The 21,247-nt window shown below is 68.2% G+C and carries 21 protein-coding genes; 16 read left to right on the forward strand and 5 right to left on the reverse strand.

The annotated features are described in order from the left end of the window. The first annotated feature begins 26 nt into the window (after nt 1–26). From AMYHA_RS06645 to AMYHA_RS06655, 3 genes are all read left to right on the forward strand, one after another. Nucleotides 27–725: an ABC transporter ATP-binding protein gene (locus tag AMYHA_RS06645; protein WP_034269062.1), complete on the forward strand. Its 699-nt coding sequence runs from the start codon at nt 27–29 to the stop codon at nt 723–725. A 76-nt stretch (nt 726–801) separates the two neighbouring features. Continuing rightward, nucleotides 802–2,220, forward strand: a complete 1,419-nt coding sequence (locus AMYHA_RS06650) for an ABC transporter substrate-binding protein (RefSeq protein ID WP_034269066.1) — start codon at nt 802–804, stop codon at nt 2,218–2,220. Between the two features lie 40 nt (nt 2,221–2,260). Next, nucleotides 2,261–2,737, forward strand: a complete 477-nt coding sequence (locus tag AMYHA_RS06655; protein ID WP_051400345.1) for an NUDIX hydrolase — start codon at nt 2,261–2,263, stop codon at nt 2,735–2,737. Nucleotides 2,738–3,014: 277 nt separating this feature from the next. Here AMYHA_RS06655 and AMYHA_RS06660 read toward each other — a convergent pair whose 3' ends face one another. Continuing rightward, entirely contained in the window at nt 3,015–4,010 is a 996-nt protein-coding gene (locus AMYHA_RS06660; protein WP_034269069.1) for an o-succinylbenzoate synthase, read from the reverse strand. Continuing rightward, complete coding sequence (locus tag AMYHA_RS06665; protein ID WP_034269072.1) at nt 4,010–4,297, reverse strand: hypothetical protein; 288 nt, start codon at nt 4,295–4,297, stop codon at nt 4,010–4,012. Before AMYHA_RS06665 ends, AMYHA_RS06660 begins: the two co-directional genes overlap by 1 nt. Nucleotides 4,298–4,541: 244 nt before the next feature. Here AMYHA_RS06665 and AMYHA_RS06670 point away from each other — a divergent pair, with 244 nt between their 5' ends. Further along, nucleotides 4,542–5,072 carry a class IV adenylate cyclase gene (locus AMYHA_RS06670; RefSeq protein ID WP_034276143.1) on the forward strand — a complete coding sequence of 177 codons (531 nt, stop codon included), beginning with the start codon at nt 4,542–4,544 and terminating at the stop codon, nt 5,070–5,072. Between the two features lie 243 nt (nt 5,073–5,315). Here the strand turns inward: AMYHA_RS06670 and AMYHA_RS06675 are convergent, their stop codons facing one another. From AMYHA_RS06675 to AMYHA_RS06685, 3 genes are all read right to left on the reverse strand, one after another. After that, nucleotides 5,316–6,926, reverse strand: coding sequence for a GMC family oxidoreductase (locus AMYHA_RS06675; RefSeq protein ID WP_034276145.1), 1,611 nt, complete (start codon nt 6,924–6,926; stop codon nt 5,316–5,318). A 62-nt stretch (nt 6,927–6,988) separates the two neighbouring features. After that, the gene (locus tag AMYHA_RS06680) at nt 6,989–8,077 is read right to left on the reverse strand and encodes an acyl-CoA dehydrogenase family protein (protein WP_034269075.1); all 1,089 of its coding nucleotides are present in this window, start codon (nt 8,075–8,077) and stop codon (nt 6,989–6,991) included. Between the two features lie 42 nt (nt 8,078–8,119). Continuing rightward, entirely contained in the window at nt 8,120–9,301 is a 1,182-nt protein-coding gene (locus AMYHA_RS06685; RefSeq protein WP_034269078.1) for an acyl-CoA dehydrogenase family protein, read from the reverse strand. Between the two features lie 232 nt (nt 9,302–9,533). Here AMYHA_RS06685 and AMYHA_RS06690 point away from each other — a divergent pair, with 232 nt between their 5' ends. Genes AMYHA_RS06690 through AMYHA_RS06745 form a run of 12 tightly spaced genes read left to right on the forward strand, consistent with a single transcriptional unit; the run spans nt 9,534 to nt 21,130 of the window. Then, complete coding sequence (locus AMYHA_RS06690; RefSeq protein ID WP_034276148.1) at nt 9,534–10,427, forward strand: 3-oxoacyl-ACP reductase; 894 nt, start codon at nt 9,534–9,536, stop codon at nt 10,425–10,427. Between the two features lie 55 nt (nt 10,428–10,482). Next, the gene (locus AMYHA_RS06695; RefSeq protein ID WP_034269081.1) at nt 10,483–11,244 is read left to right on the forward strand and encodes a glucose 1-dehydrogenase; all 762 of its coding nucleotides are present in this window, start codon (nt 10,483–10,485) and stop codon (nt 11,242–11,244) included. Nucleotides 11,245–11,278: 34 nt separating this feature from the next. Then, the gene (locus tag AMYHA_RS06700) at nt 11,279–12,073 is read left to right on the forward strand and encodes an MlaE family ABC transporter permease (protein WP_034269084.1); all 795 of its coding nucleotides are present in this window, start codon (nt 11,279–11,281) and stop codon (nt 12,071–12,073) included. Between the two features lie 2 nt (nt 12,074–12,075). Beyond that, a complete protein-coding gene (locus AMYHA_RS06705; RefSeq protein WP_084036891.1) occupies nt 12,076–12,975 on the forward strand; it encodes an MlaE family ABC transporter permease in 900 nt (299 codons plus the stop codon). After that, nucleotides 12,972–14,333, forward strand: coding sequence for an MCE family protein (locus AMYHA_RS06710; protein ID WP_034269088.1), 1,362 nt, complete (start codon nt 12,972–12,974; stop codon nt 14,331–14,333). The genes AMYHA_RS06705 and AMYHA_RS06710 overlap by 4 nt, the downstream gene beginning before the upstream one ends. 2 nt (nt 14,334–14,335) lie before the next feature. Further along, entirely contained in the window at nt 14,336–15,385 is a 1,050-nt protein-coding gene (locus AMYHA_RS06715) for an MCE family protein (RefSeq protein WP_034269091.1), read from the forward strand. 5 nt (nt 15,386–15,390) lie between these two features. Continuing rightward, nucleotides 15,391–16,440 carry an MCE family protein gene (locus tag AMYHA_RS06720; protein WP_034276152.1) on the forward strand — a complete coding sequence of 350 codons (1,050 nt, stop codon included), beginning with the start codon at nt 15,391–15,393 and terminating at the stop codon, nt 16,438–16,440. Next, entirely contained in the window at nt 16,440–17,636 is a 1,197-nt protein-coding gene (locus tag AMYHA_RS06725) for an MCE family protein (protein ID WP_034269094.1), read from the forward strand. Before AMYHA_RS06720 ends, AMYHA_RS06725 begins: the two co-directional genes overlap by 1 nt. Further along, nucleotides 17,633–18,838, forward strand: coding sequence for an MCE family protein (locus AMYHA_RS06730; protein WP_407919876.1), 1,206 nt, complete (start codon nt 17,633–17,635; stop codon nt 18,836–18,838). Before AMYHA_RS06725 ends, AMYHA_RS06730 begins: the two co-directional genes overlap by 4 nt. Further along, nucleotides 18,838–20,091 (forward strand): MCE family protein, encoded by a 1,254-nt coding sequence (locus AMYHA_RS06735; RefSeq protein ID WP_034269096.1) that lies wholly within the window; start codon nt 18,838–18,840, stop codon nt 20,089–20,091. The genes AMYHA_RS06730 and AMYHA_RS06735 overlap by 1 nt, the downstream gene beginning before the upstream one ends. Beyond that, nucleotides 20,091–20,603 (forward strand): hypothetical protein, encoded by a 513-nt coding sequence (locus AMYHA_RS06740; RefSeq protein ID WP_034269098.1) that lies wholly within the window; start codon nt 20,091–20,093, stop codon nt 20,601–20,603. Before AMYHA_RS06735 ends, AMYHA_RS06740 begins: the two co-directional genes overlap by 1 nt. Then, nucleotides 20,600–21,130 (forward strand): hypothetical protein, encoded by a 531-nt coding sequence (locus AMYHA_RS06745; RefSeq protein WP_051399607.1) that lies wholly within the window; start codon nt 20,600–20,602, stop codon nt 21,128–21,130. The genes AMYHA_RS06740 and AMYHA_RS06745 overlap by 4 nt, the downstream gene beginning before the upstream one ends. Nucleotides 21,131–21,247 lie beyond the last annotated feature (117 nt).

Consider the following 21,247-nt stretch of genomic DNA (forward strand, 5'->3'; position numbering starts at 1 on the left):
TTGCAGGTCCGAATCGGAGGGCGCCGATGCTTGAGTTGACTGGTGTTTCCGCTGGCTACGGCGAGGCGGCGGTGCTCAGAGACGTCTCGCTGTGGGTGCCGCCGCGCTCGGTCGTCGCGTTGCTTGGGGCGAACGGCGCTGGCAAGACCACACTGCTACGGGTGGCGTCCGGGCTGCTGAAGCCGTCGGCGGGGTGGATGTCGCTGGACGGCGCCGACGTGACCGGCAGGGCGCCGCACGTGCTCGCGAACCGGGGCGTGTGCCACGTGCCGGAGGGCCGAGGCATTTTCCCGACGCTGACCGTGCGGGACAATCTGATCATCCAGGCAGGTGACGGCGACGCCGACGACGCCGTCGAGCGGGCGGTGTCGGCGTTCCCGATCCTCGGCGAGAAGCTCGGCCAGCTCGCCGGTTCGCTGTCCGGCGGGCAGCAGCAGATGTTGTCGCTGAGCCGTGCCTACGTCACCGATCCGGCCTACGTGCTGCTGGACGAGGTGTCGATGGGGCTGGCGCCGGTCGTGGTCGACGAGATCTTCGAGTCGCTGGCGACGCTCGCCGCGCAGGGTTGCGCGTTGCTGCTGGTCGAGCAGTACGTCACCAGGGCGCTTGAGCTCGCCGACTACGTCTATCTGCTCGCGCGGGGGCGCATCGAGTTCGCGGGGGAACCCGGCGAGCTCGATGCGGAACGGCTGATGGCTCGCTACATGGGAGGCACCCATGCCTGACCACCGCACCCAGTCGGCTCGGTTGTCGCCCGCGCCCGTGAACCCCCGGACACGCAGACCGTGGAGGAGGCACACCGTGAGTATCTGGACACGCAGCCGCGTCCTGGTGGCGTTGTTCGCGGTGACCGCACTCGTCATCGCCGCCTGCGGGACGCGCGTCGACCACGACAGCATCGTGCGCGCGGCGGACACCGGCGCTGGGCCAGCGGCATCGGACGTCGCACCCGGCGAGCCGGGCGCGGTCGGCGACGTTCCCGGGGCCACGGAGGGGCCGGGGAACGGCCCGGCCGAGGGCGAGTCGGCGGACGCCGCGCGGGGCGATGGCCCATCGGGCGAGCGCGGCGGAACCTCGGGCGACGCGGGCGGAGCCAAGGGTGATTCCGGCGGTGACCGGGGTGGTGCCACGAACGGCGAGCCCATCGTCGTCGGCACCGTCGGTGCGTACTCCGGGCCAGGCGGCGCGGCGCTGGCGCAGGGCGCGCGGGGGTTGCAGGCGTGGGGCGCGCACGTGAACGCGAACGGCGGCATCGACGGCCGCCCGGTCAAGGTCATCGTGATGGACGATGGCGGCGACGCGGCCAAGGCGCGCAGCCTGATGAAGGAGCTGGTCGAGGAGCACAACGCGGTCGCTGCCGTCGCGGCGATGACCGTCGTGGAGACGTTGAACTCCTGGAAGGGCTACGTCCACGAGAAGAAGTTTCCCGTCGTCGGCGGTACGTGTGGCCCGGAATGGGTCAAGGCGCCGATGTTGTTCCGGCAGTGCCCGTCATCGGCCAACCAGATCTATGGCACGGCGCTCGTCGGCGCGAAGCACGGCGACGGCACGAAGTTCGGCGGCTTGTTCTGTAGCGAGACGCAGTCGTGCACCTACGTCGAGGAGCAGCTATTCGACAAGGGCGGCGCCAAGCGCGCCGGGCTCGACCCGGTCTACCGGGCACGGATCTCGGTGTTCCAGGCCGATTTCACCGCGGAGTGCATCCAGGCGCGGAACGCGGGCGTCGAGCTGTTCATGGTGATCGCCGACCCGAACACGGTCGAACGCGTCACGTCGTCCTGTCGCAGGCAGAACTTCAACCCGCAGTACCTGCAGATTTCGAGCACGATGCGGCCGCAGTTCGCGAGCAACCCGTCGTTCGAGAACGGGCTGGTCGGCATGCCGGTGTTCCCGTTCGCGGGGTTGAGCAACCCGGCGTTCAAGGAGTTCGCCGCCGCGTGGAAGCGCTTCGGCGACGGCAACGCCCCCGGTCCCGCCGCCGCGCAAGCGTGGGCGTCGGCGAAGTTGTTCGAGAAAGCCGCCAGTTCTGCCGGTTCCGAGATCAGCAGGTCGAGCATCGTCACGCAGCTGCGGAAGCTGCGTGACGAGCGCATCGGCGGGCTGACGGTGCCGCTGAACTACGACGCCAGCGGTGTCAGCGATGTCCCGTGCACCTACTACATGCGGATCGCGAGCGGCAAGTGGACCGCTCCTGACGGTGACGACCTCACCTGCTGGTGAGCGGGGTGGGGCCGAAGTGTCGGGCCGTAAGCTAGGTAACGTGACGGAGCAGTTGACGGTGACGGTGGGACGGCGCGCCGCACGGGCGATCTTGATCGATGACCGGGGCCGATTGGTGCTGATCAAGCGCACGAAGCCAGGCCAAGAGCCGTACTGGACGGCGCCGGGCGGCGGTGTGGAGGATAGCGATAGCTCGATCGAGGCGGCCCTGTACCGCGAGCTGAGCGAGGAGTTGGGCGCCGAGGCGGCCGGGGCTTCACAGGTGTTCCTGTTTAGTTCACCGTCGGATGCCGGGGTCGCGGTGCAGCACTTTTTCGTCGCGCGGCTGGTCACGCTCGATGAGTCCGCCCGTAGCGGTCCGGAGTTCAGCGATCCGTCCCGAGGCGGCTATGTCCTGGACAGGATCGACCTGCACAGCAACGAGCTGACCTCGATCGACTTGAAGCCGACCGCGTTGAAGGAGTTCATCCTGGCCAACCGCGAAGCGCTGCTAGCCGAAGCGGCTACCGTCGGTTGACCAGCTGGGCCATCGACATCGGCCCGGTCTCCAGCACTTCGCGATGCGACGAGCGACCGTCGCGCGTGACTGATCGTCAACGACGTGATCCCTGGCCTGCCGCAACCATTCGACTTGCGTGTCGGGATCACTGACATCGAGTGAGATCCGCCGCACGTCCACTATGGACACCAGCCTGTGAACAGCGAGCTTCAACGCGGCCAACGAACCCGTGTTGTCAATGACGTGATCCGCGATATCGACGATGCGGTCCGCGCCACGTTCGTGCTTGCGCGTACTAGCGGGATAGCTCGCTCTCGTACGCGGCGCGGACGCGGGCGAGCCGGTCGCGCCACCATGCGGCTTGGTTGGGGTCGGTGAGTTCGTAGGTGTTGAGCAGGTTCGGGTTTGGGGCCGGTGGTGTGCGCGGCACGGGTAGGTAGCCGTCCACCGCTCGCAGGGAGCCGGGTTCGGACACGATGTCGCTGTCCAGCAATGAGAGCGTGCCGAGTCCGCAGGCGAAATCCAGCTTGGGCAGGGTAGCGGCGAGGGCGACCTGTGCGGCGAGGCCGACGCTGGTTTCCAGCGCGGAGGAGACTACGCAGGGCAGTCCGGCCGCTTCGGCGACCTCTAGGGAGCGGCGCACGCCGCCGAGTGGGGTGCACTTGATCACGGCGACGTCAGCCGCGCCCGCGACGGCTACCCGCAGCGGGTCCTCGGCGCGGCGGATGGATTCGTCGGCGGCAATCCGCACCTCGACTTGCCGCCGGACGGTGGCGAGTTCTTCGATGGTGTGGCAGGGCTGCTCGACGTACTCCAGACCACCCGCTGCCTTGTCGAGCTGGCGGATATGGGACACGGCGGTATCGACATCCCAAACTCCATTGGCGTCCACCCGGATCGCCCCGTTCGAGCCGAGGGCATCCCGGACGGCTTCGACGCGGGCGAGGTCTTCGGCTAGAGATTCGGGATGGTCAGCGACTTTGACCTTGGCGGTGCGGCATCCAGAGTTGGCGGCGATCTCGTGGGCACGTTCGGGGCCGACGGCGGGCACGGTGCAGTTGATCGGGATGCGGTTGCGTACGGGCTCCGGCCAACCGATGGTGCACTGTTCGATCGTGGTGGCCAGCCACGAGGCGGACACGGTGTCGTCGTAGTCGGCGAACGGGCAGAACTCGCCCCACCCAGTGGGGCCTTCGATCAGCATTCCCTCGCGCACGGTGATGCCCCGGAATCGGGCGCGCATGGGGATGGCGTAGATGCGGGCGCCGTCGAAGTCGATCTCGTTGGTCATCAGGTGGCGGTGTCCTCGTCTCGGCGGCTGCTGGTGCGGGTGAGGTCTGTGATGCGTTCGTCCAGCTCGCGCACGTCCGGCGAGCTGCTGCGCAGCGGCCGGACCTGTCGTTGCAGCGTGCGGAGCCGATCGAGTACACGAGTGGAACTGACTTGGCCTGCCGTGCGCACGGCGTCACGACCCAGCGAGGCGGCTTGTTCTAGGTCCCCGCCGACCAGATGCGCGGTGGCGAGGTCGGTCTGGACGAAACACCGGCTACGCACCCGCCACGGCTCGTAGCTGTCCAACGCCTGCTTGATCAGGCGGGTGCCCTGCTCGGGCTCGCCCGCGTCGCGCAGGCACCGGCCGCTACCACGTCGGCGTCTGCATTCAACGCATGGACCAGTGCCTGCCTCTCGATGAGTTCCTTACGAGTCCACTCCGCGGCGAGATCCTGGATCTGCGCGAGTCCGAGTACCACCGGCTCGCTGCCCGGCGAGCCGGATAGCCTGCCGTCACGATCACTGTGCGAAACGAGAAGGAGTGTCCGCGGTGCCCATCGAGCACGAAGCCAAGATCCTCGACATCGACCCGGAGGCCACCGAGAAACTGATCGTCGACAAAGGCGGGCAGAAGCTCCGCGAAAAGTTCATGCGCCGCTACGTCTACGACATCATCCCCGGCGACGAGTCCAAGTGGATCAGACTCCGCGACACCGACGGCGAGACCACGTTGACCGTCAAGGAGATCACCAGCGACGCCATCGACGGCACCCACGAAATTGAGGTCGGCGTTGATGACTTCACCGCCACCAACGCCCTGCTCGGGATGCTCGGCTTCACCCCGAAGTCCTACCAGGAGACCAAACGCACCAGCTTCATCCTCGACGGAGCACAAGTCGAGATCGACACCTGGCCGCAGATCCCGCCGTACGTGGAAATCGAAGCAGGCTCGAAAGACGAAGTCGTGCGCGTCGCCGCCCTGCTCGGCTACACCGAAGCAGACCTCACCGGCGAGAACACCATCAAGATCTACGCCCACTACGGCATCGACCTCAACACGATCACGGAACTGAAGTTCTGACCATCACAGCCATTGATCACCTGTTCCCGCGTGCCCGCGAGGAGCCGCCAGCCGTGAGTGCGAAGCTGCCCGAGCACGCCGCCCAGGAGCTGGGACGACGCCTGCACGCCGCAGGCTTCCGCCCGCTGCCTGACGCTGACAGCGATGGCGAGCTGATCGGCACGCGTCTGGCGCGTGCGCGCCGTACGGGTGCTGAGCCCGTCACCTCCAGTGTCCCGAACGCCGTTAACCACGCATCTATGATCACCGCGAAAGCGCGGACGAGGTCATCAACTCCGCGCAGCGTTCCCCGATCATCATCGCGGGCGCGTTTGTGTTGCCACCGGTCACGGTGGGCATGATCGAGGCGTCCGCGACGCGCAGCCCCTCGATGCCACGTACCCGGAGCTGCGGGTCGACGACGGCGCGTTCGTCGGTGCCCATCCGGCAGGTGCCTACCGGGTGGTAGACGCTGTGGACCCGGTTCGGCAGCTCTCTGCGCAGCGCCGTCTCGTCTCGGAAAGCGTCGCCGGGGCTGAACTCGCCGTGTACCTCGCCCGCGATGAGTTTGTTCGCCATGATCTCGCGGGTGAGTTGGATGCCCTCGATGAGCAGGTCGGCGTCGGCTGGTTCGGCCAGGTAGGCCGGGTCGATCAGCGGGGCGACCGTCGGGTCTGGCGACGCCAGCCGCACCTCGCCCCTGCTCTGCGGGTAGATCAACGTCGGCAGCACCGTCAGCGCGGGCCGCTTGTCCGGCCGGTGGATGACGGGCGCGTCCTGGTTCGGCGTCGGATACGACCACGGCAGCGTATGGAACTGCAGGTCAGGACGATCGGTCGCGCGGGAGGACCGCACGAACCCGACCGCCTCGAACACGGTGCGGCCGAACCACGAGTCGCCCCGCACCATCTCGCTGAGCACGCCGGACGCGAAATGCAGCGCTGTGCCCCGATGCACCGCGGACGGCATCAGGAACGTCATCGGCACGAACAGGTGGTCGTGCAGGTTCTTGCCAACCGGCAGGTCGGCGCGCACCGTGATGCCGAGGTCGCGCAGCTGCCCTGCCGGGCCGATGCCGGAGTGCAGCAGCAGGTGCGGCGAGCCGAACACCCCGGCCGCAAGCACCACTTCCTGCGCGGCGTTGATCACCCGGCGACGGCCCGACTTCTCGGCGATCTCCACGCCGGTCACCCGGTCGCCGTTGAACGTCAGCCGCAACACCTGCGCCTTGGTGAGCACCCGCAGGTTCGGGTTGCCGTTGAGGTAGCCGCGGGACGAGCTGTAGCGCAGCCCGTCCGCCGCGCTTTCCTGGAAGATGCTGACGCCTTCCTGTTCGGCGCCGTTGTAGTCGTCGAGCTTCGGCACACCGACGGTGTCGCTCAGCGAATCGATGAACGCCGTCGACGCGCCGGTCAGGTCGCGTTGCCGGGTGACCTTGATCGGCCCGTCCGCGCCACGCAGCTCGCTTGCGCCCTCCTCCCAGTCCTCCATCCGCTTGAAGCTGGGCAGGACGTCGTCGTAGCTCCAACCGTCGCAGCCCTCGGCGGCCCAGCCGTCGTAGTCCGCCCGGTTGCCGCGTACGAACAGCATCCCGTTCACCGAGCTGGAGCCACCGAGCACCTTGCCGCGTGTGCTGGGGATCTGACGCTCCAGCGCGTGCTTCTGCGGCACCGTGGTGAAGCCCCAGTCGAACCGCTTCTTCAGCTGCGGCACGCTGTGCATCGGCGCGATCATGCCGGGCACCCGGACGAACCGGCTCTTGTCCGGTCCGCCCGCCTCGATGAGCACCACACTGGCGCCGTGTTCCGCGAGCCTGCTCGCCACCGCGCAGCCGGCGCTACCCGCGCCGACGACGACGTAATCCGCTTCCGTCATGCTTGTGACCTCGATCCGAACGTAGGGCCGCCGTGCGGCGCTGTCCATGATGTTTGCTGGGTTTACGCCTGCTTCGCCGCCAGCAGCGACCCGAGGGTACGCAGCTGCGACGTCGCGCCGCCGAGCGCGAACTCGGCGCGTTTGGCCGCCGCGAAGTAGCGGTGCAGCGGCGAGTCGGTGTCGATGCCGACACCGCCGTGCAGGTGCACCGCGGTGTGCGCCACCCGGTGTCCCGCATCGGCCGCCCAGAACTTCGCGGTCGCGACCTGCTCACCGGCGGGCAGGCCCTCGGCGAGCTGCCACGCCGCCTGCCACAGCGTCAGCCGTACCGCCTCGACGTCGATGTAGGCGTCCGCCAGCCGCTGCCGCACCGCCTGGAACGACCCGATCGGCTTGTCGAACTGTTCCCGCTCGCGGGTGTACTCGCCGGTCAGCTCCAGCGCCCGCGCCACGATGCCGAGCTGCAGTGCGCACAGCCCGACGATGGCGTGCTTCCTGGTCAACGCCGCGGCGTCCGAGCGAGACTCGCCGAGGACGTCCTCGGCGGCGACCGCGACGTCCCGCAACTCGACGAGTGCGGCGTCGTCGCCGTTCACGGTGCGCTGTGCCGACACCGTGACCCCTGGTGCGTCGGCAGGGACGACGACCAGCGCGTCGCCGTCGTCTGCGGCCACCTCACACAGGAACCCAGCCGCGTGCGCGCCGTCGAGTACCGCTGTGTGCGTGCCGGACACCAACCAGCCGTCCTCGGAGCGCTGCGCGGCGAATGGCGCGGGCGCGCCCTCGTCGGCCAGCGCGACCGCCATGGTGGCCTCGCCCCTGCTGACCGGCAGGATCCAGCGCTCGACGTGCGTTGGGGTGCCGAACCGGGCGAGTGACGACGCGGCCGTGACGCTCGCCAGATAGGGAACCGGTGCCGCCGTCCTGCCGATCTCGATCAGCAGGCTGCACTGCTCAAGCAGGCCGAACCCGCCGCCGCCGGTTTCGGCTGGCAGCGCGGCGTCGAGCAACCCCGCCTTGGCCATCGACCGCCACAACTCGCGGTCGAACCCGCCGAGGTCGCGGTCGGGGTGTTGTTCGGCCCAGTCGGTGAGGATGCGCCGGGCGAGACCGGCGAGGTCGTGTTGCGCTTCGGTGAGGCTGAAGTCCATCGGTGTCCTTACGGGTGCTGGGTTCGGCTAGCTGAGCAGGGGCTACCGGGAAACGGGCTGGCCAAGGGCGGTCGCGGCGATGATGTCGCGCTGCACCTCGTTGGTGCCGCCGCCGAAGGTGAGGATCAGCGACGAGCGGTGCAGCCGTTCGATCCTGCCGTGCAGCAGCGCGCCGGGGGAGTCCTCTCGGACGACGCCGCCGGTGCCGAGCACTTCCATGAGCAGTCGATAGCCCTCGGTGGCGAACTCGGTGCCGAACACCTTGGTCGCCGACGCTTCGGCTGGTGCGAGGTCGCCGGTGTCGGCCGCCCATGCGATGCGCCAGTTGCGCAGCTTCAGGTATTCGGTGTTGGCATGCACCCGTGCCAGGTGCGTGCGCACCCACTCGGCGTCGATGACACGCGAGCCGTCCGGCTGCTTGGCGCGTTGCGCCCATTCCCGCACCTGTCGCAGCGACTCCCGCAGCGGCGCGGCTGAGGTGAGCGCGACCCGTTCGTGGTTGAGCTGGTTGGTGATCAGCGGCCAGCCCTTGTGCTCCTCGCCGACCAGCGCCGAGGTCGGCAGCCGGACGTCGGAGTAGTACGTGGCGCTGGTGCCTGGCCCGGCGACGGTGTGGACCTTGGTCCAGGAGAACCCGTCGGCGTCGGTCGGCACGATCAGAATGGACAGTCCCTTGTGCTTCGTCGCATCGGGATCGGTGCGCGCTGCCAGCCACACGTAGTCGGCGTACTCGATCAGGCTGGTCCACATCTTCTGTCCATTCACGACGTAGTGATCGCCGTCGCGGACCGCTTTGGTGCGCAGAGATGCCAGGTCGGTGCCTGCCTCCGGCTCCGAGTAGCCGATCGAGAAGTGCAGCTCGCCGCGCGCGATGCGCGGCAGGTAGAACGACTTCTGCTCGTCGGTGCCGTAGCGCATGATGGTCGGCCCGATGGTGTTGATCGTCAGGAACGGCACCGGTACTCCGGCGACCGCGGCCTCGTCGGTGAAGATCAGCTGGTCCAGCATCGGCCTGGCCTGGCCGCCGTACTCCTCAGGCCAGCCGATCGCGAGCCAGCCATCCGCGCCGAGCTGGCGGACGATCTCCTTGTACGCGGTGCCGTCGCCGTACTCGCCGCCCGCCGTCGTGAGTCCTTCCCTCCGCTCTGGGGTCATCAGCTTCGCGAAGTAGTCACGGAGCTGCTCGCGCAGTCGCTGCTGCCCTTCGGTGAAGCTGATCCTCATTGACTAGCCCTCCGGTGCGGTTCCTTGTGAAAAACGAGAACACGTTCTAGTGTAGCCGGGAACACGTTCTAGAGGGAATCCCTGGCGGGCTATTCACAGGTCAGTCGGCGGGGGCCGCCCGGAGGGTGGCTCGCGACGAGTGGCCGCGGGTAGGCGCACGATGTGATGGCTCGTTGCGGTGAATAGCCCGGATTATGACGGAACACAGCTCGCGAAGGTGCGTGAAAGCAAGGTGCAAAGAAGCAGTCTTGAGGGCAGGGTCGCCGTCGTGACCGGCGCGGGCTCCGGGCTCGGCAGGGCCGAGGCGCTGGCGCTGGCCGATGCGGGCGCCAGCGTTGTCGTCAACGACATCAGCGATGCCGCCACCGAGGTCGTCGACGAGATCGAGGCCGCGGGTGGCAAGGCGGCGCTGGTCACCGGCGACGTCGGTGAGCGGGCCACCGCGGACGCGCTGCTGAACACCGCCGTCGAGCGGTTCGGCGGGCTGGACGTGCTGGTCAACAACGCGGGGCTGCTGCGGGACCGGATGCTGTTCTCGATGCGCGACGAGGACTGGGACGAGGTCATCCGGGTCCACCTGCGCGGCCACTTCCTGCTCTCGCGTAACGCGGCCGCCTACTGGCGGGACAAGTCCAAGGCGGAGGGCGCGCCGGTCTACGGCAGCGTCATCAACACCGCGTCCGAGGCATTTCTGTTCGGCGCGGCAGGCCAGCCCAACTACGCCGCGGCCAAGGGCGGCATCGCCGCGCTGACCGTCGCCACCGCGCGCGGGACGTCGCGCTACGGCGTGCGCGCCAACGTGATCTGCCCGCGCGCCCGCACCGCCATGACCGAGGAGGTGTTCGGGCCCGCGCCGGAAGACAAGCTAGACCCGCTCTCCGTCGAGCACGTCGCCCCGTTCGTCGCCTTCCTCGCCTCGCCTGCCGCCGAGCACATCACCGGCCAGGTCTTCGTCGTCCACAGTGGGATGGTGGCGCTACTCGCGCCGCCGACCGTTCGGCAGCGCTTCGACACGCAGGGTGAACGCTGGAGCGTCGAGGAACTGGCTGAGTCGGTGGGTGGCTACTTCGCCACGCACGGTGAGAACGACGGCTTCGCGGCCACTGAGCTGATGTCACTGCCGTGATCCGCGGCGATCGTCATCGTTGTAACCGACAAATCACGTGAGGAGACCGCAGATCATGGGTCGATTGGCTGGCAAGGTCGCGCTCATCACCGGGGCGGCCAGAGGGCAGGGCGCCGCCGCGGCACGGCGTTTCGTCGAGGAGGGCGCGAAGGTCGTCATCGCGGACATCCTGGACACGGAGGGTAAGCGGCTCGCGGACGAGTTGGGTGACGCGGCGCGCTACCAGCGGCTCGACGTCACCGATGAGACCGACTGGCAGGCCGCCGTCGAGCGCACCGTCGCCGAGTTCGGCACGCTCACCGTGTTGGTGAACAACGCTGGCGTGCTGCACTTCGCGAAGCTGGAGGACACCACGCTGGATGACTACCAACGGGTCATCGGAGTCAACCAGATCGGAACATTCCTCGGGTTACGCTCGGTCGTCGCACCCATGCGAGCGGCAGGAGGTGGCGCGATCGTGAACGTCTCGTCGATTGAGGGTATCGCGGGGCTGCCGCACGTGATTTCATACACGGCAAGCAAGTACGCGATCCGAGGCATGACCAAGTCCGCCGCGCTCGAACTCGGCGAGGACGGCATCCGGGTCAACTCGGTACATCCCGGCATGATCGACACGACGATGGTGCACGACGCTGTCGGCGGAGAAGACGTCGACACCAGCTGGATCGGCAAGAAGCTCGCGCTCGGCAGGCTCGGCGAGGCGGGCGAGATCGCCGAGGTCGTTCTCTTCCTTGCCAGCGATGATGCGTCGTACTGCACCGGATCCGAGTTCGTCGCCGACGGCGGCGCCACCGCGACCCACGCCCTGAAGCTGTAACCATGCCGATAGCCCCAGTGCCAGGAGGTAATCGATGACTCAGCGTTCCGCACGAGTCACGATGCCTGGCGCCGGGGCGTTCGAGCAGGTCGGCAGGATGACCACGCTCGCGTGGCAGGTGCTGCGCGCTATCCCGCGCAGGCCGTTCCAGCTGCGGGAGTACATCGAGCAGAGCTGGTTCTTCGCCAGCGTGACCATCCTGCCGACCGCGCTGGTCGCCATCCCGTTCGGCGCGGTCATCGCGCTGCAGCTCGGCTCGCTCACGCAGCAGATCGGCGCGCAGTCGTTCACCGGTGCGGCGAGTGCGCTCGCGCTGGTGCAGCAGGCGAGTCCGCTGATCACCGCGTTGCTGGTGGCAGGCGCCGGTGGTAGCGCGGTGTGCGCCGACATCGGCGCGCGGCAGATCCGCGAGGAGATCGACGCCATGCGGGTCCTCGGCGTCAACCCGATCCAGCGGTTGATCGTGCCGAGGGTGCTGGCCGCCATGACCGTCGCGGTGCTGCTGAACGGACTGGTCAGCGTGGTCGGCGTGCTCGGCGGCTACTTCTTCAACGTCGTCATGCAGGGCGGCACACCTGGTGCGTATCTGGCCAGCTTCAACGCGCTCGCGCAGCTACCCGATCTGTGGGTCAGCGAGTTCAAGGCGGTGCTATACGGCTTCGTCGCGGGCATCGTCGCCGCGTACCGGGGACTGAACCCGGCTGGCGGGCCGAAGGGCGTCGGCGATGCCGTCAACCAGGCCGTCGTGATCTCGTTCCTGCTGCTGTTCCTGATCAACGTCGTCATCACGGCGATCTACCTGCAAGTCGTCCCCCCGAAAGCGTTGTGACGATGGCAGCCCCGACCAAAGAGCCGGACACCGAGCCGACGAGCGATCCCACCAAGGAAGAGTGGGCCGAGCTCGGCGACCGCACATTGGACTACCTCGCCCGGCCAGGGCAGGTGTTCGAGGGCTTCGGCGAGCAACTGGCGTTCTGCCTGAGCGTCGTGCGCTCGATGCCGAGGACCGTGCGCCGGTACAGCAGGGAGTCGCTGCGGCTGTTGACCGAGGTCTGCTTCGGGACAGGGGCGCTGGCGATCATCGGCGGCACGCTCGGCGTGATGATCGGCATGACGCTGTTCACCGGCCTGATCGTCGGCCTGCAGGGGTACTCTTCGCTGAACCAGCTCGGCACGGCGGCGCTGACCGGGTTCATCTCGGCGTACTTCAACACTCGCGAGGTCGCGCCGCTGTCGGCGGGTCTCGCGCTGTCAGCCACCGTTGGCTGCGGTTTCACCGCGCAGCTCGGCGCGATGCGGATCTCCGATGAGATCGACGCGCTTGAGGTCATGGCCGTGCCGAGTTTGCCGTACCTGGTTACCACCAGGGTGCTCGCCGGGGTGGGAGCGGTGATCCCGCTCTACGCCGTCGGACTGCTGTCGTCGTACCTGGCGTCGCGGCAGATCACGATCTGGGTCTACGGCCAGTCCGCTGGCACCTACGACCACTACTTCACGCTGTTCCTGCCGCCGGAGGACGTGGTCTACTCCTTCGCCAAAGTGATGATCTTCGCGCTGGTGGTGATCATGACGCACTGCTACTTCGGCTACACCGCGCGCGGCGGCCCCGCTGGGGTCGGTGTCGCGGTCGGCAAGGCCGTGCGCACCTCGATCGTGCTGATCGCGGTGCTCGACTTCTTCCTCAGCCTCGCGCTCTGGGGTTCCACGACGACCGTGAGGATCGCAGGATGACCCGCGGCCCGCAGCGCGCCGTCCTGCTCCGCAGGCTTCGCCACCAGGCGCTCGGCCTGGTGTTCGTGCTGCTCGCGGCGTCGTTCATCGCGGGAACGATCGGCGTCTACACCAAGGCGTTCACCGACGTCGCCATGGTGACGCTGCGGACGGAGTTCGCGGGCAACCAGATGCGGGAAGGCGCCGACGTCAAGATCAGGGGCATGCATGTCGGCGAGGTGCGCGCCATCTCGTCGACCGGTGACGGCGCGAACCTCGAACTCGCGCTGAAGCCGGAGCTGATCGAGGTCATCCCCGCCGACGTCACCGCGCGGCTACTGCCTAAGACGTTGTTCGGGGAACGCTACGTCTCGCTGCGCTCCCCGGACCAGCCGAGCGAGACGCCGCTCGCCGCTGGCGACGTCATCAGCCAGGACCGCTCGGCCAACGCGATCGAGCTGGAGCGCGTGCTCGACGGGTTGATGCCGCTGCTGCAGGCGGTCGAGCCGCAGAAGCTGTCCAGCTCACTCAACGCCATCGCCACCGCGCTCGACGGCAGGGGCGAGAAGCTGGGGCAGACGTTGACCAGGGTGTCGCGGCTGCTCGGCGAGCTGAACCCGTCGCTGCCGGACCTCAAGGCGGACATCGCCTCATTCGCCAAGGTCGCCAGGACGTACTCCGATGCGCTGCCGGACGCGCTGGACGCCGTCTCGAACCTGACCACGACCACGAGGACGCTTGCCGCCAAGCGGGACGGATTGCGCACGCTGTACGCGTCGGTGACCGGGGCGTCGGATGACCTGGCGGGATTCCTCGATGCCAACAAGGCGAACCTGATCCGGCTCACGACCACCGTGCAGCCGACACTGGATGTGCTCGCCCGCTACGCCCCGCAGTACCCGTGCATGATGCGGCAGTTCGCCATCCAGAAAGACGCCGCGGAGATCGCCTTCGGCAAGGGAGCCGAGCACCCCGATGTGAGCAGGGTCAAGATCGAGATCACCAGCAGCAGGGGCGCGTACAAGCCCGGCGTTGACGAGCCCCGCTACAACGACGACAGGGGGCCGCGCTGCTACACGCCGGTGGAACAGCCCGGCCACTGGCCGCAGTACCCGCCGGACGGCCCGATCAAGGACGGCTCGTCCAAGCCGCCACCAGGGTCCACGCCGGGCGAGGGCGGTAACGACTACGAGGACTACCAGCGCTCCGGCGGTGGTGGGTCGGCGCTGGGCGCGCCGGTCGCTGGCACGCCTGCCGAGACCGAGTTGCTGTCGCTGCTGCTCGCCGCTGAGCGCGGTGTCGAGCCGAGCGCGGTGCCCGGCTGGGGCGGGCTGCTTGTCGGGCCGCTGTACCGGGGAACGGAGGTGGAGCTGCGGTGAGGATGGGACTGCGCACCACACTGGGCCCGACGTTGCCCTCGCTGCTGAAGCTGATCGCGTTCACCGTGGTCACCGTCGTGCTCACCGGGGTGCTCGCCGCGACGATCGCCAACACCAGCTTCGACGACAAGGCGGGTTATGCCGCCCGGTTCACCGACGTCTCCGGTCTCAGGAATGGCGACGACGTGCGAATCTCCGGCGTCAAGGTCGGCCAGGTACGCACCATCGAGATCGGTGACGACGCGGTGGCCACGGTGCACTTCGACGTTGGCCAGTCGTACCGGCTGCCGTCCACGACGACGGCGCGGGTGAAGTACCGCAACGTCATCGGGCAGCGCTACCTCGCGCTCGGCACCCACGTCGCCTCCGACGAACCGTTGCGCAAGGGCGACGTCATCGGCGTCGACCGCACCACGCCCGCGCTGAACCTGACCGTGTTGTTCAACGGCTTCAAGCCACTGTTCACCGCGCTCGACCCGAAGCAGATCAACCAGCTCTCCTACGAGATCATCCAGGTCTTCCAGGGCGAGGGCGGCACCATCAGCAGCCTGCTGCGGCACACCGCATCGCTGACAACGACCATCGCGGACCGCGACAAGGTGATCGGGGAGGTCGTCGGCAACCTCAACGACGTCCTCGGCACCATCAACAATCGCGACGAACAGGCCAAGGAACTGATCGACGCGCTGCAACAGCTGATCAGTGGGCTCGCCGAGAAGCGTAAGCCGATCGGGGAGGCGACCGAGGCGCTCGGTGCGCTCACCGGCAGCGTGTCCGGCCTGGTCTCCGACGCGCGCCCGCCGTTGCGCAAGAACGTGCGGGAACTGAACGACCTGGCAGGCACGCTGTCCAAGGACGCCCCGGTACTGGACGAGATCCTGCACCGGTTGCCGAGGAACGTGAAGAAATACACCAGGGTGCTCAGCTATGGCAGCTGGTACAACTACTACCTCTGCGACATCTCGGGCACGGTCGGCATCGGTTCGCTCAACGTGACCATCCCCGTCGTGCCGCTGCCCGCCACGGATCGGCCGGAAAGGTGCGGGCCATGAGCACCATGAAGCCGCTCGCGGAACGCAACCAAGCCGCCGTCGGGGCCGTCACCGTGCTCTTGCTGGTGGCTTCGGTGCTTGCGGCGCTCAACACCGAACGGCTGCCGCTCATCGGCGGCGGCACGACCTACGCCGCCTACTTCGCCGAGTCAGCGGGACTGGTGCCGGACAACGAGGTGCAGATCGCCGGGGTGCGCGCGGGCTCGGTCAGCTCGGTGGAGCTGGACGACGGATGGGTTCGGGTCGAGTTCCTGCTCGACGGTCCTGAGGGCGGCGAGCTGCCAAGGCTGGGCGCGGAGACCACGGCGTCGATCCAGATCAAGACGTTACTCGGCGAGAAGTACGTCGCGCTGGACCCGCGCGGGGACGGCACGCTCGATCCTGGCGAGCCGATCCCGGTCGACCGCACCACGACGCCGTTCCAGCTGCAGGACGCCTTCAACCAGCTCGGCACCACGATGTCTGATGTGGACACCAAACAGCTCGCGGACAGCTTCGACGTCATCACCGAGGCGTTGGAAGGCGCACCGAAGCATATGCGCGGAGCGCTGGAGGGGCTCTCCGCGCTGTCGCAGACGGTGGCAGAGCGCGATGACGAGCTGGCCCGCCTGCTGGACAACACCAACCGGGTGTCGAAGTTGGTCGCCGACCGCAACGAGCGGTTGCGGAAGGTGATCCATGACGGCAGCGCGCTGCTTGGCGAACTGCGGGCGCGCAAACAGGCGATCAGCGATCTGCTCGCTGGCACGCGTGCCGTCTCGAAACAACTGTCCGGGCTGGTGGCCGACAACCAGAAGCACCTCACGCCCGCCTTGCGCAAGCTCGGCACCGTGACCGATGTGCTGCGCGCCAACGTCGACAACATCGACCGCAGTCTCGAGCTGCTCGCGCCGTTCACCCGTATCGGCGCCAACGCCACTGGGAACGGCCGCTGGTTCGAGGGCTACCTCTGTGGCCTGTTCCCGCCGACCATCACGACCAAGGGGCTGACGATCAACCCGCAAGGCTGCGAGCGGCCGGTGTCCGCACCCGGCCAGGGGATCGGGGGTAACTGATGGCGATCACGACTCGCGCCGGACGCACCACCTACACCTGGCTCGCGCTGGCAGCCGTACTGGTGCTGCTGCTTGCCGCCGTGCTGTGGACGGCCACCCGCGACTCCGGTGAGACCCGGCTGACCGCCTATTTCGACCGCACTGTCGGGCTGTATCAGGACTCCGCGGTGCGGGTGCTCGGCGTCGAGGTCGGCACCATCGACCGGGTGGTACCCGAGGGCGACCGGGTCCGCGTCGACTTGGTCGTCGATTCCGATGTGGACGTTCCATCCGACGCGGGCGCGGTGATCGTCGCGCCGAGCCTGGTCAGCGACCGCTACATCCAGCTGACACCGGTCTATCGGGGCGGCCCACGCATGGCGTCCGGCGAGGTGATCCCGCGAGAACGCACCGCGGCGCCGGTCGAGCTGGACGAGCTGTTCAACAACCTCGACGAGCTGGCCACCACGCTCGGACCGAAGGGCGCGAACTCCGGCGGGTCGCTCAGCAACGTGCTCGACCAGCTCGCGGCCACGATGGACGGCAACGGCAAGAACCTCAACAACACCGTCTCGCAACTGGCGCGGCTGTCCGACACGCTCAACGGCAGCAAGGACGACCTGCACGGCACCATCAAGCACCTCGGTGAGTTCACAACCATGCTGGCCAAGAGCGACCGGCAGGTGGCCGATCTCTTCGACAGGGTCGCCGACGTCAGTCAGTTCCTGGCGAGCGAGTCCGGCCAGGTGGACGCCGCACTAGCCACACTGGCCAGCGCGCTCACCGACGTGCGGGGTTTCGTGGATGACAACCAGCAGCTGCTGTCCTCCAATGTGGACAAACTCGCCGGGGTCACCCGGCTGCTTGTCAAGCGGCGCGCTGAGCTGGCCGAGATCCTGGACGTCGCGCCGACCGGCATGAACAACTTCATCAACGCCTACGACGCCCCGTCCGGCACCATCGCGATCAGGGGCAACCTGAACGAGTTCACGTACCCGCCGGTCATGATGGTGTGCCGGTTGCTCGCGGCAGGCACTCCGCAAGAGGTCCCCGACGTGCTCGCGAAGACGTGCAAGGACCTCGCACCGGTGTTGGACGGCACGCTCAAGCTGCCAAGCGTGTCGCAGGTGATGCACTCGCTGCAGAACGGTGAGCTGCCGCCGCTGCCGCTGCCAGTGCTCGAGGCGATGCGGAAGACATCGGGAGGCGGCTCATGACCCCCGTGCGGATGGCGCCCCGAACGGTCCGCCGCGCCGCGGCGTGCGTGCTGGTGACGATGCTGGTGCTGACCGGCTGCGGGCCAGGGGGGTTCTCCGGTCTCTACAACGCGCCACTGCCCGGTGGGGCCGACGTCGGTGACCACCCGTACCGCGTCACCGTGGAGTTCGCTGATGTGCTCGACCTGGTGCCGCAGGCCACCGTCAAGGTCAACGACGTCCAGGTCGGCAGGGTCGAGCGGGTGCGGCTCGCCGAGGACACCCGGTCGGCGCTGGTGGACATCGTCGTCAACGGTGACGTCGAACTGCCTGCCAACGCCGACGCCGAACTGCGGCAGACCAGCCTGCTCGGGGAGAAGTTCGTCGACCTCCGCCCGCCAGCCGATGCCGAACCGACCGGCAGGCTCAGCGACGGCGACCACATCCCGCTCGCGCGCACCAGCAGGCACGCCGAGCTGGAGGAGGTCTTCGGCGCGCTGTCGCTGCTGCTCTCCGGTGGCGGGGTCGAGCAGTTGCACACCATCGCGTCCGAGCTGAACACCGCGCTGCGCGGCAATGAGGCGGAGATCAAGGCACTGCTGTCGCGGGTGAATCACCTTGTTACCGAACTTGACGGGCACAAGGCGCAGATCACCGAGGCCATCGACGGGCTGGCGGAGCTGTCTCGCACACTGGTGGCCGAGAAGCGCCACCTCACCGAGGGGCTGGACCACCTCGCGCCGGGCATCAGAGTGGTCGCGAACCAGCGGGACCAGATCGTCGACATGTTGACCGCGCTGCGGCGGCTGTCCCGGGTCACGGTGGACACCGTTGGTAAGACCCGCGAACAGCTGGTGGCGAACCTGCGCGCGCTGGAACCGACGTTGCGCAAGCTCGCCGAATCGGGCGACAACCTCACCGAGGCGCTCAAGATCCTGCCGACGTACCCGCTGCCGTGGAACGCGGGCAACACGATGAAGGGCGACTACGCGAACGTCGACGTCGAGTTCGACCTGAACCTCGATCAGCTCATCGGCAACCTGAGCCGCTCGGGGCAGAGCCCGATCCCGCAACTGCCATCGCCGCAGCGGAACGACGGGCCGCCGCTGCCGCTGCCGGAGACGCCGCAGCTGCCGCAGCTGCCCGCGTTGCCTGGCGTCGACGGCTCGGCGGACTCGGACGGCACTGGTTCGCTGCTTGGCTCGCTGCTGGGAGGCTCGTGATGCTGACCTGGTCGACGCGGATCAAGCTGCTGGCGTTCGGGCTGATCGCCGTGCTGTCGGTGGTGGTCGTCGGCGGCAAGTACGCCGGGCTCGACCGGCTGTTCGGCCCGCGCGGCTACGTCGTCACCGCCGAGCTGACCGACTCCGGTGGCATCTTCCAGGGCTCTGAGGTGACCTACCGGGGCGTGACCGTGGGCAGGGTGTCCACGTTGCGGCTGACCAACACGGGCGTCGACATCGAGCTGGACATCGATGAGGACGCGCCGCCAATTCCCGCGGACACCGATGCCGTCGTCGCCAACCGGTCCGCTGTTGGTGAGCAGTACCTGGACCTGCGGCCGGACGGATCGGGCGGGCCGTTCCTGGCCAACGGCTCGGTGATCGAGGCGAACCGCACCGACGCGCCGGTCGCGCCGGAAACCATGCTGGCGCACGTGGACCGGCTCATCGGCAGCGTCAATACCCAGTCGCTGAACACCGTGGTCGACGAAGCCTACGTCGCGTTCGCGGATTCCGGCGATGACCTGCAGCTGCTGCTGGACAGCGCGCACGAGTTCAGCGCGTCCGCCAGGAAGAACATACCCGCGACCCGGCAGTTGCTGTCCTCGGCGCGCACCGTGCTGGAGACGCAGCAGCGCCACGCCGATGACCTGACCCAGTTCGCTGGCGGATTGAAGACGATCTCGCGGCAATTCGCGGAGTCCGATCAGGATCTGCGCACGATCATCGACCGGGCGCCGCAGGTCGCGGACCAGGTCAGCGAGTTCATCGACGTCTCGGGCAACGACACCGCGATGCTGGTGGCCAACCTGCTGACGACGGCCAACGTCGCCGCGCCCCGTACCGACTCGACGAAGCAGCTTCTGGTGAACTTCGGCGTGATCGGGGCGTTCGCGCGCACCGTGTCGAAGGACGGGCGTGGCCAGCTCGGACTGGTGTTCGACATGTTCAACCCGCCATCGTGCACCCGAGGCTACGAGGGGACCAAGCAGCGACCCGCCAACGACGTCTCCGAGGTGGAGCCGAACAAGGACGCCTACTGCGCCGAGCCGCCTGGCAGCCCGATCAGCGTGCGCGGCGCGCAGAACGCGCCGTTCAAGGGGGTGCCGCAGGCGGTGCCCGCGCCGCAGCGGCGAGACTCCGCCGACGGCGGTTCTGGCGGCGCTCCCGGTGGCGACTTGCCCGGTCTGCTGGGGCTGCCAGGGCTGTCTTCGGAGCCGGTCGGGATCGCCGAGCTGCTGGGAGGCGGCTGATGCGACTGGTGCGTGATCCGCTGGTGGCCATCCTCGCGGTGCTGACCGTGGTCGCGGTGGCCGCCGCCGCGTGGTTCGGCACGGCATGGGTCAGCGCCGCTCGCGACGAGGGGCTGGCACGGGCCGAGCAGCGTGACGTGGTGCTCCAGGCGGCCGAGCACGGGCTGGTCACGCTGCACACCCTCGACCACCGTGAGGCGAAGCGGGACGTCGCGGCGTGGCTGGACGTCACGGCGGGCGGGCTGCACCGGGACCTGGCCGGGGACCAGGTTGGTCAGCGAGAGCAGGCACGGCAGACGAAGACGGTGTCCAGTGCGGAGCTGCTCCGGGCCGCGGTGACCGAGCTGAACGGGCACGCGGGCACCGCGCAGGTGATCGCGGTGCTCACGACCACGCTGGAGACGCAGGGGGCGAAGGGCGAGAAGAAGTCCACCGAGCGGAAGCGGGTGAACGCCGAGCTGGTGCGCCGCGACGGGCGGTGGAAGGTCAGCGCGGTGGAGGCGGCGGCATGAAGATTGCTCGCAGGTCCGACGGCACGCGGCGGCGGATCATCGCGGTGCTCGCTGCGGTGCTGACGCTGGCGACCGCGAGCGCGGTGGTCTCCGGGGTCCGGGCGCACCAGCTGCGTGGCACGGAGTCTGCGGCCAACGCCGCGCTGGTCGATACCGAGGCGACCGAGGCCGTTGTGGAGCAGGTGAGCGCGTCGCTGAAGGCGGCGTTCTCGTACCACCACACGCGGTTGGAGCGCACCGAACACGCCATGGACGTCGGGCTGATCGGCGAGGCGGCGGCGGAATACCGGCGGGAGTTCGAGGCGGCCGCGCAGCAGGCGAAACGGCGCAAGCTGGTGAAGGCCGCGACGGTGCGGGCTATCGGCGTGCGGGAACTGACCGACGGGCGGGCGACCGTGCTGGTGTTCCTTGACCAGCAGGTCAGCCGCCAGGGCAGTGCGCCAACGTCGTCCACCGCGACCCTGGACGTCACCGCGCTTCGCGACAACGACGGGGTGTGGCGGATTTCCGACATCGAGGGGTTGTGACCCGGCGGGTGAGCTCGGCCCTGTTGGTCCAGCGGGTCAGGTCTGAGCAGTGGCGGGTGGATCTTGATGCTGTTTGGCGATGCATATCGCCAAACAGCATCAAGATCCACATCAACC

This window comes from Haloechinothrix halophila YIM 93223 (assembly GCF_000504245.1).
Lineage (GTDB): Bacteria > Actinomycetota > Actinomycetes > Mycobacteriales > Pseudonocardiaceae > Haloechinothrix_A > Haloechinothrix_A halophila.

Excerpts from the sequence above, each read along its gene's own strand:
- AMYHA_RS06715 (WP_034269091.1), top strand. The coding sequence starts at position 14,336 with ATGGGACTGCGCACCACACTGGGCCCGACGTTGCCCTCGCTGCTGAAG.
- AMYHA_RS06680 (WP_034269075.1), bottom strand. The coding sequence starts at position 8,077 with ATGGACTTCAGCCTCACCGAAGCGCAACACGACCTCGCCGGTCTCGCC.
- AMYHA_RS06740 (WP_034269098.1), top strand. The coding sequence starts at position 20,091 with ATGCGACTGGTGCGTGATCCGCTGGTGGCCATCCTCGCGGTGCTGACC.
- AMYHA_RS06695 (WP_034269081.1), top strand. The coding sequence starts at position 10,483 with ATGGGTCGATTGGCTGGCAAGGTCGCGCTCATCACCGGGGCGGCCAGA.
- AMYHA_RS06735 (WP_034269096.1), top strand. The coding sequence starts at position 18,838 with ATGCTGACCTGGTCGACGCGGATCAAGCTGCTGGCGTTCGGGCTGATC.
- AMYHA_RS06700 (WP_034269084.1), top strand. The coding sequence starts at position 11,279 with ATGACTCAGCGTTCCGCACGAGTCACGATGCCTGGCGCCGGGGCGTTC.
- AMYHA_RS06730 (WP_407919876.1), top strand. The coding sequence starts at position 17,633 with ATGACCCCCGTGCGGATGGCGCCCCGAACGGTCCGCCGCGCCGCGGCG.
- AMYHA_RS06710 (WP_034269088.1), top strand. The coding sequence starts at position 12,972 with ATGACCCGCGGCCCGCAGCGCGCCGTCCTGCTCCGCAGGCTTCGCCAC.
- AMYHA_RS06705 (WP_084036891.1), top strand. The coding sequence starts at position 12,076 with ATGGCAGCCCCGACCAAAGAGCCGGACACCGAGCCGACGAGCGATCCC.
- AMYHA_RS06720 (WP_034276152.1), top strand. The coding sequence starts at position 15,391 with ATGAAGCCGCTCGCGGAACGCAACCAAGCCGCCGTCGGGGCCGTCACC.
- AMYHA_RS06645 (WP_034269062.1), top strand. The coding sequence starts at position 27 with ATGCTTGAGTTGACTGGTGTTTCCGCTGGCTACGGCGAGGCGGCGGTG.
- AMYHA_RS06725 (WP_034269094.1), top strand. The coding sequence starts at position 16,440 with ATGGCGATCACGACTCGCGCCGGACGCACCACCTACACCTGGCTCGCG.
- AMYHA_RS06685 (WP_034269078.1), bottom strand. The coding sequence starts at position 9,301 with ATGAGGATCAGCTTCACCGAAGGGCAGCAGCGACTGCGCGAGCAGCTC.
- AMYHA_RS06660 (WP_034269069.1), bottom strand. The coding sequence starts at position 4,010 with ATGACCAACGAGATCGACTTCGACGGCGCCCGCATCTACGCCATCCCC.
- AMYHA_RS06675 (WP_034276145.1), bottom strand. The coding sequence starts at position 6,926 with ATGACGGAAGCGGATTACGTCGTCGTCGGCGCGGGTAGCGCCGGCTGC.
- AMYHA_RS06745 (WP_051399607.1), top strand. The coding sequence starts at position 20,600 with ATGAAGATTGCTCGCAGGTCCGACGGCACGCGGCGGCGGATCATCGCG.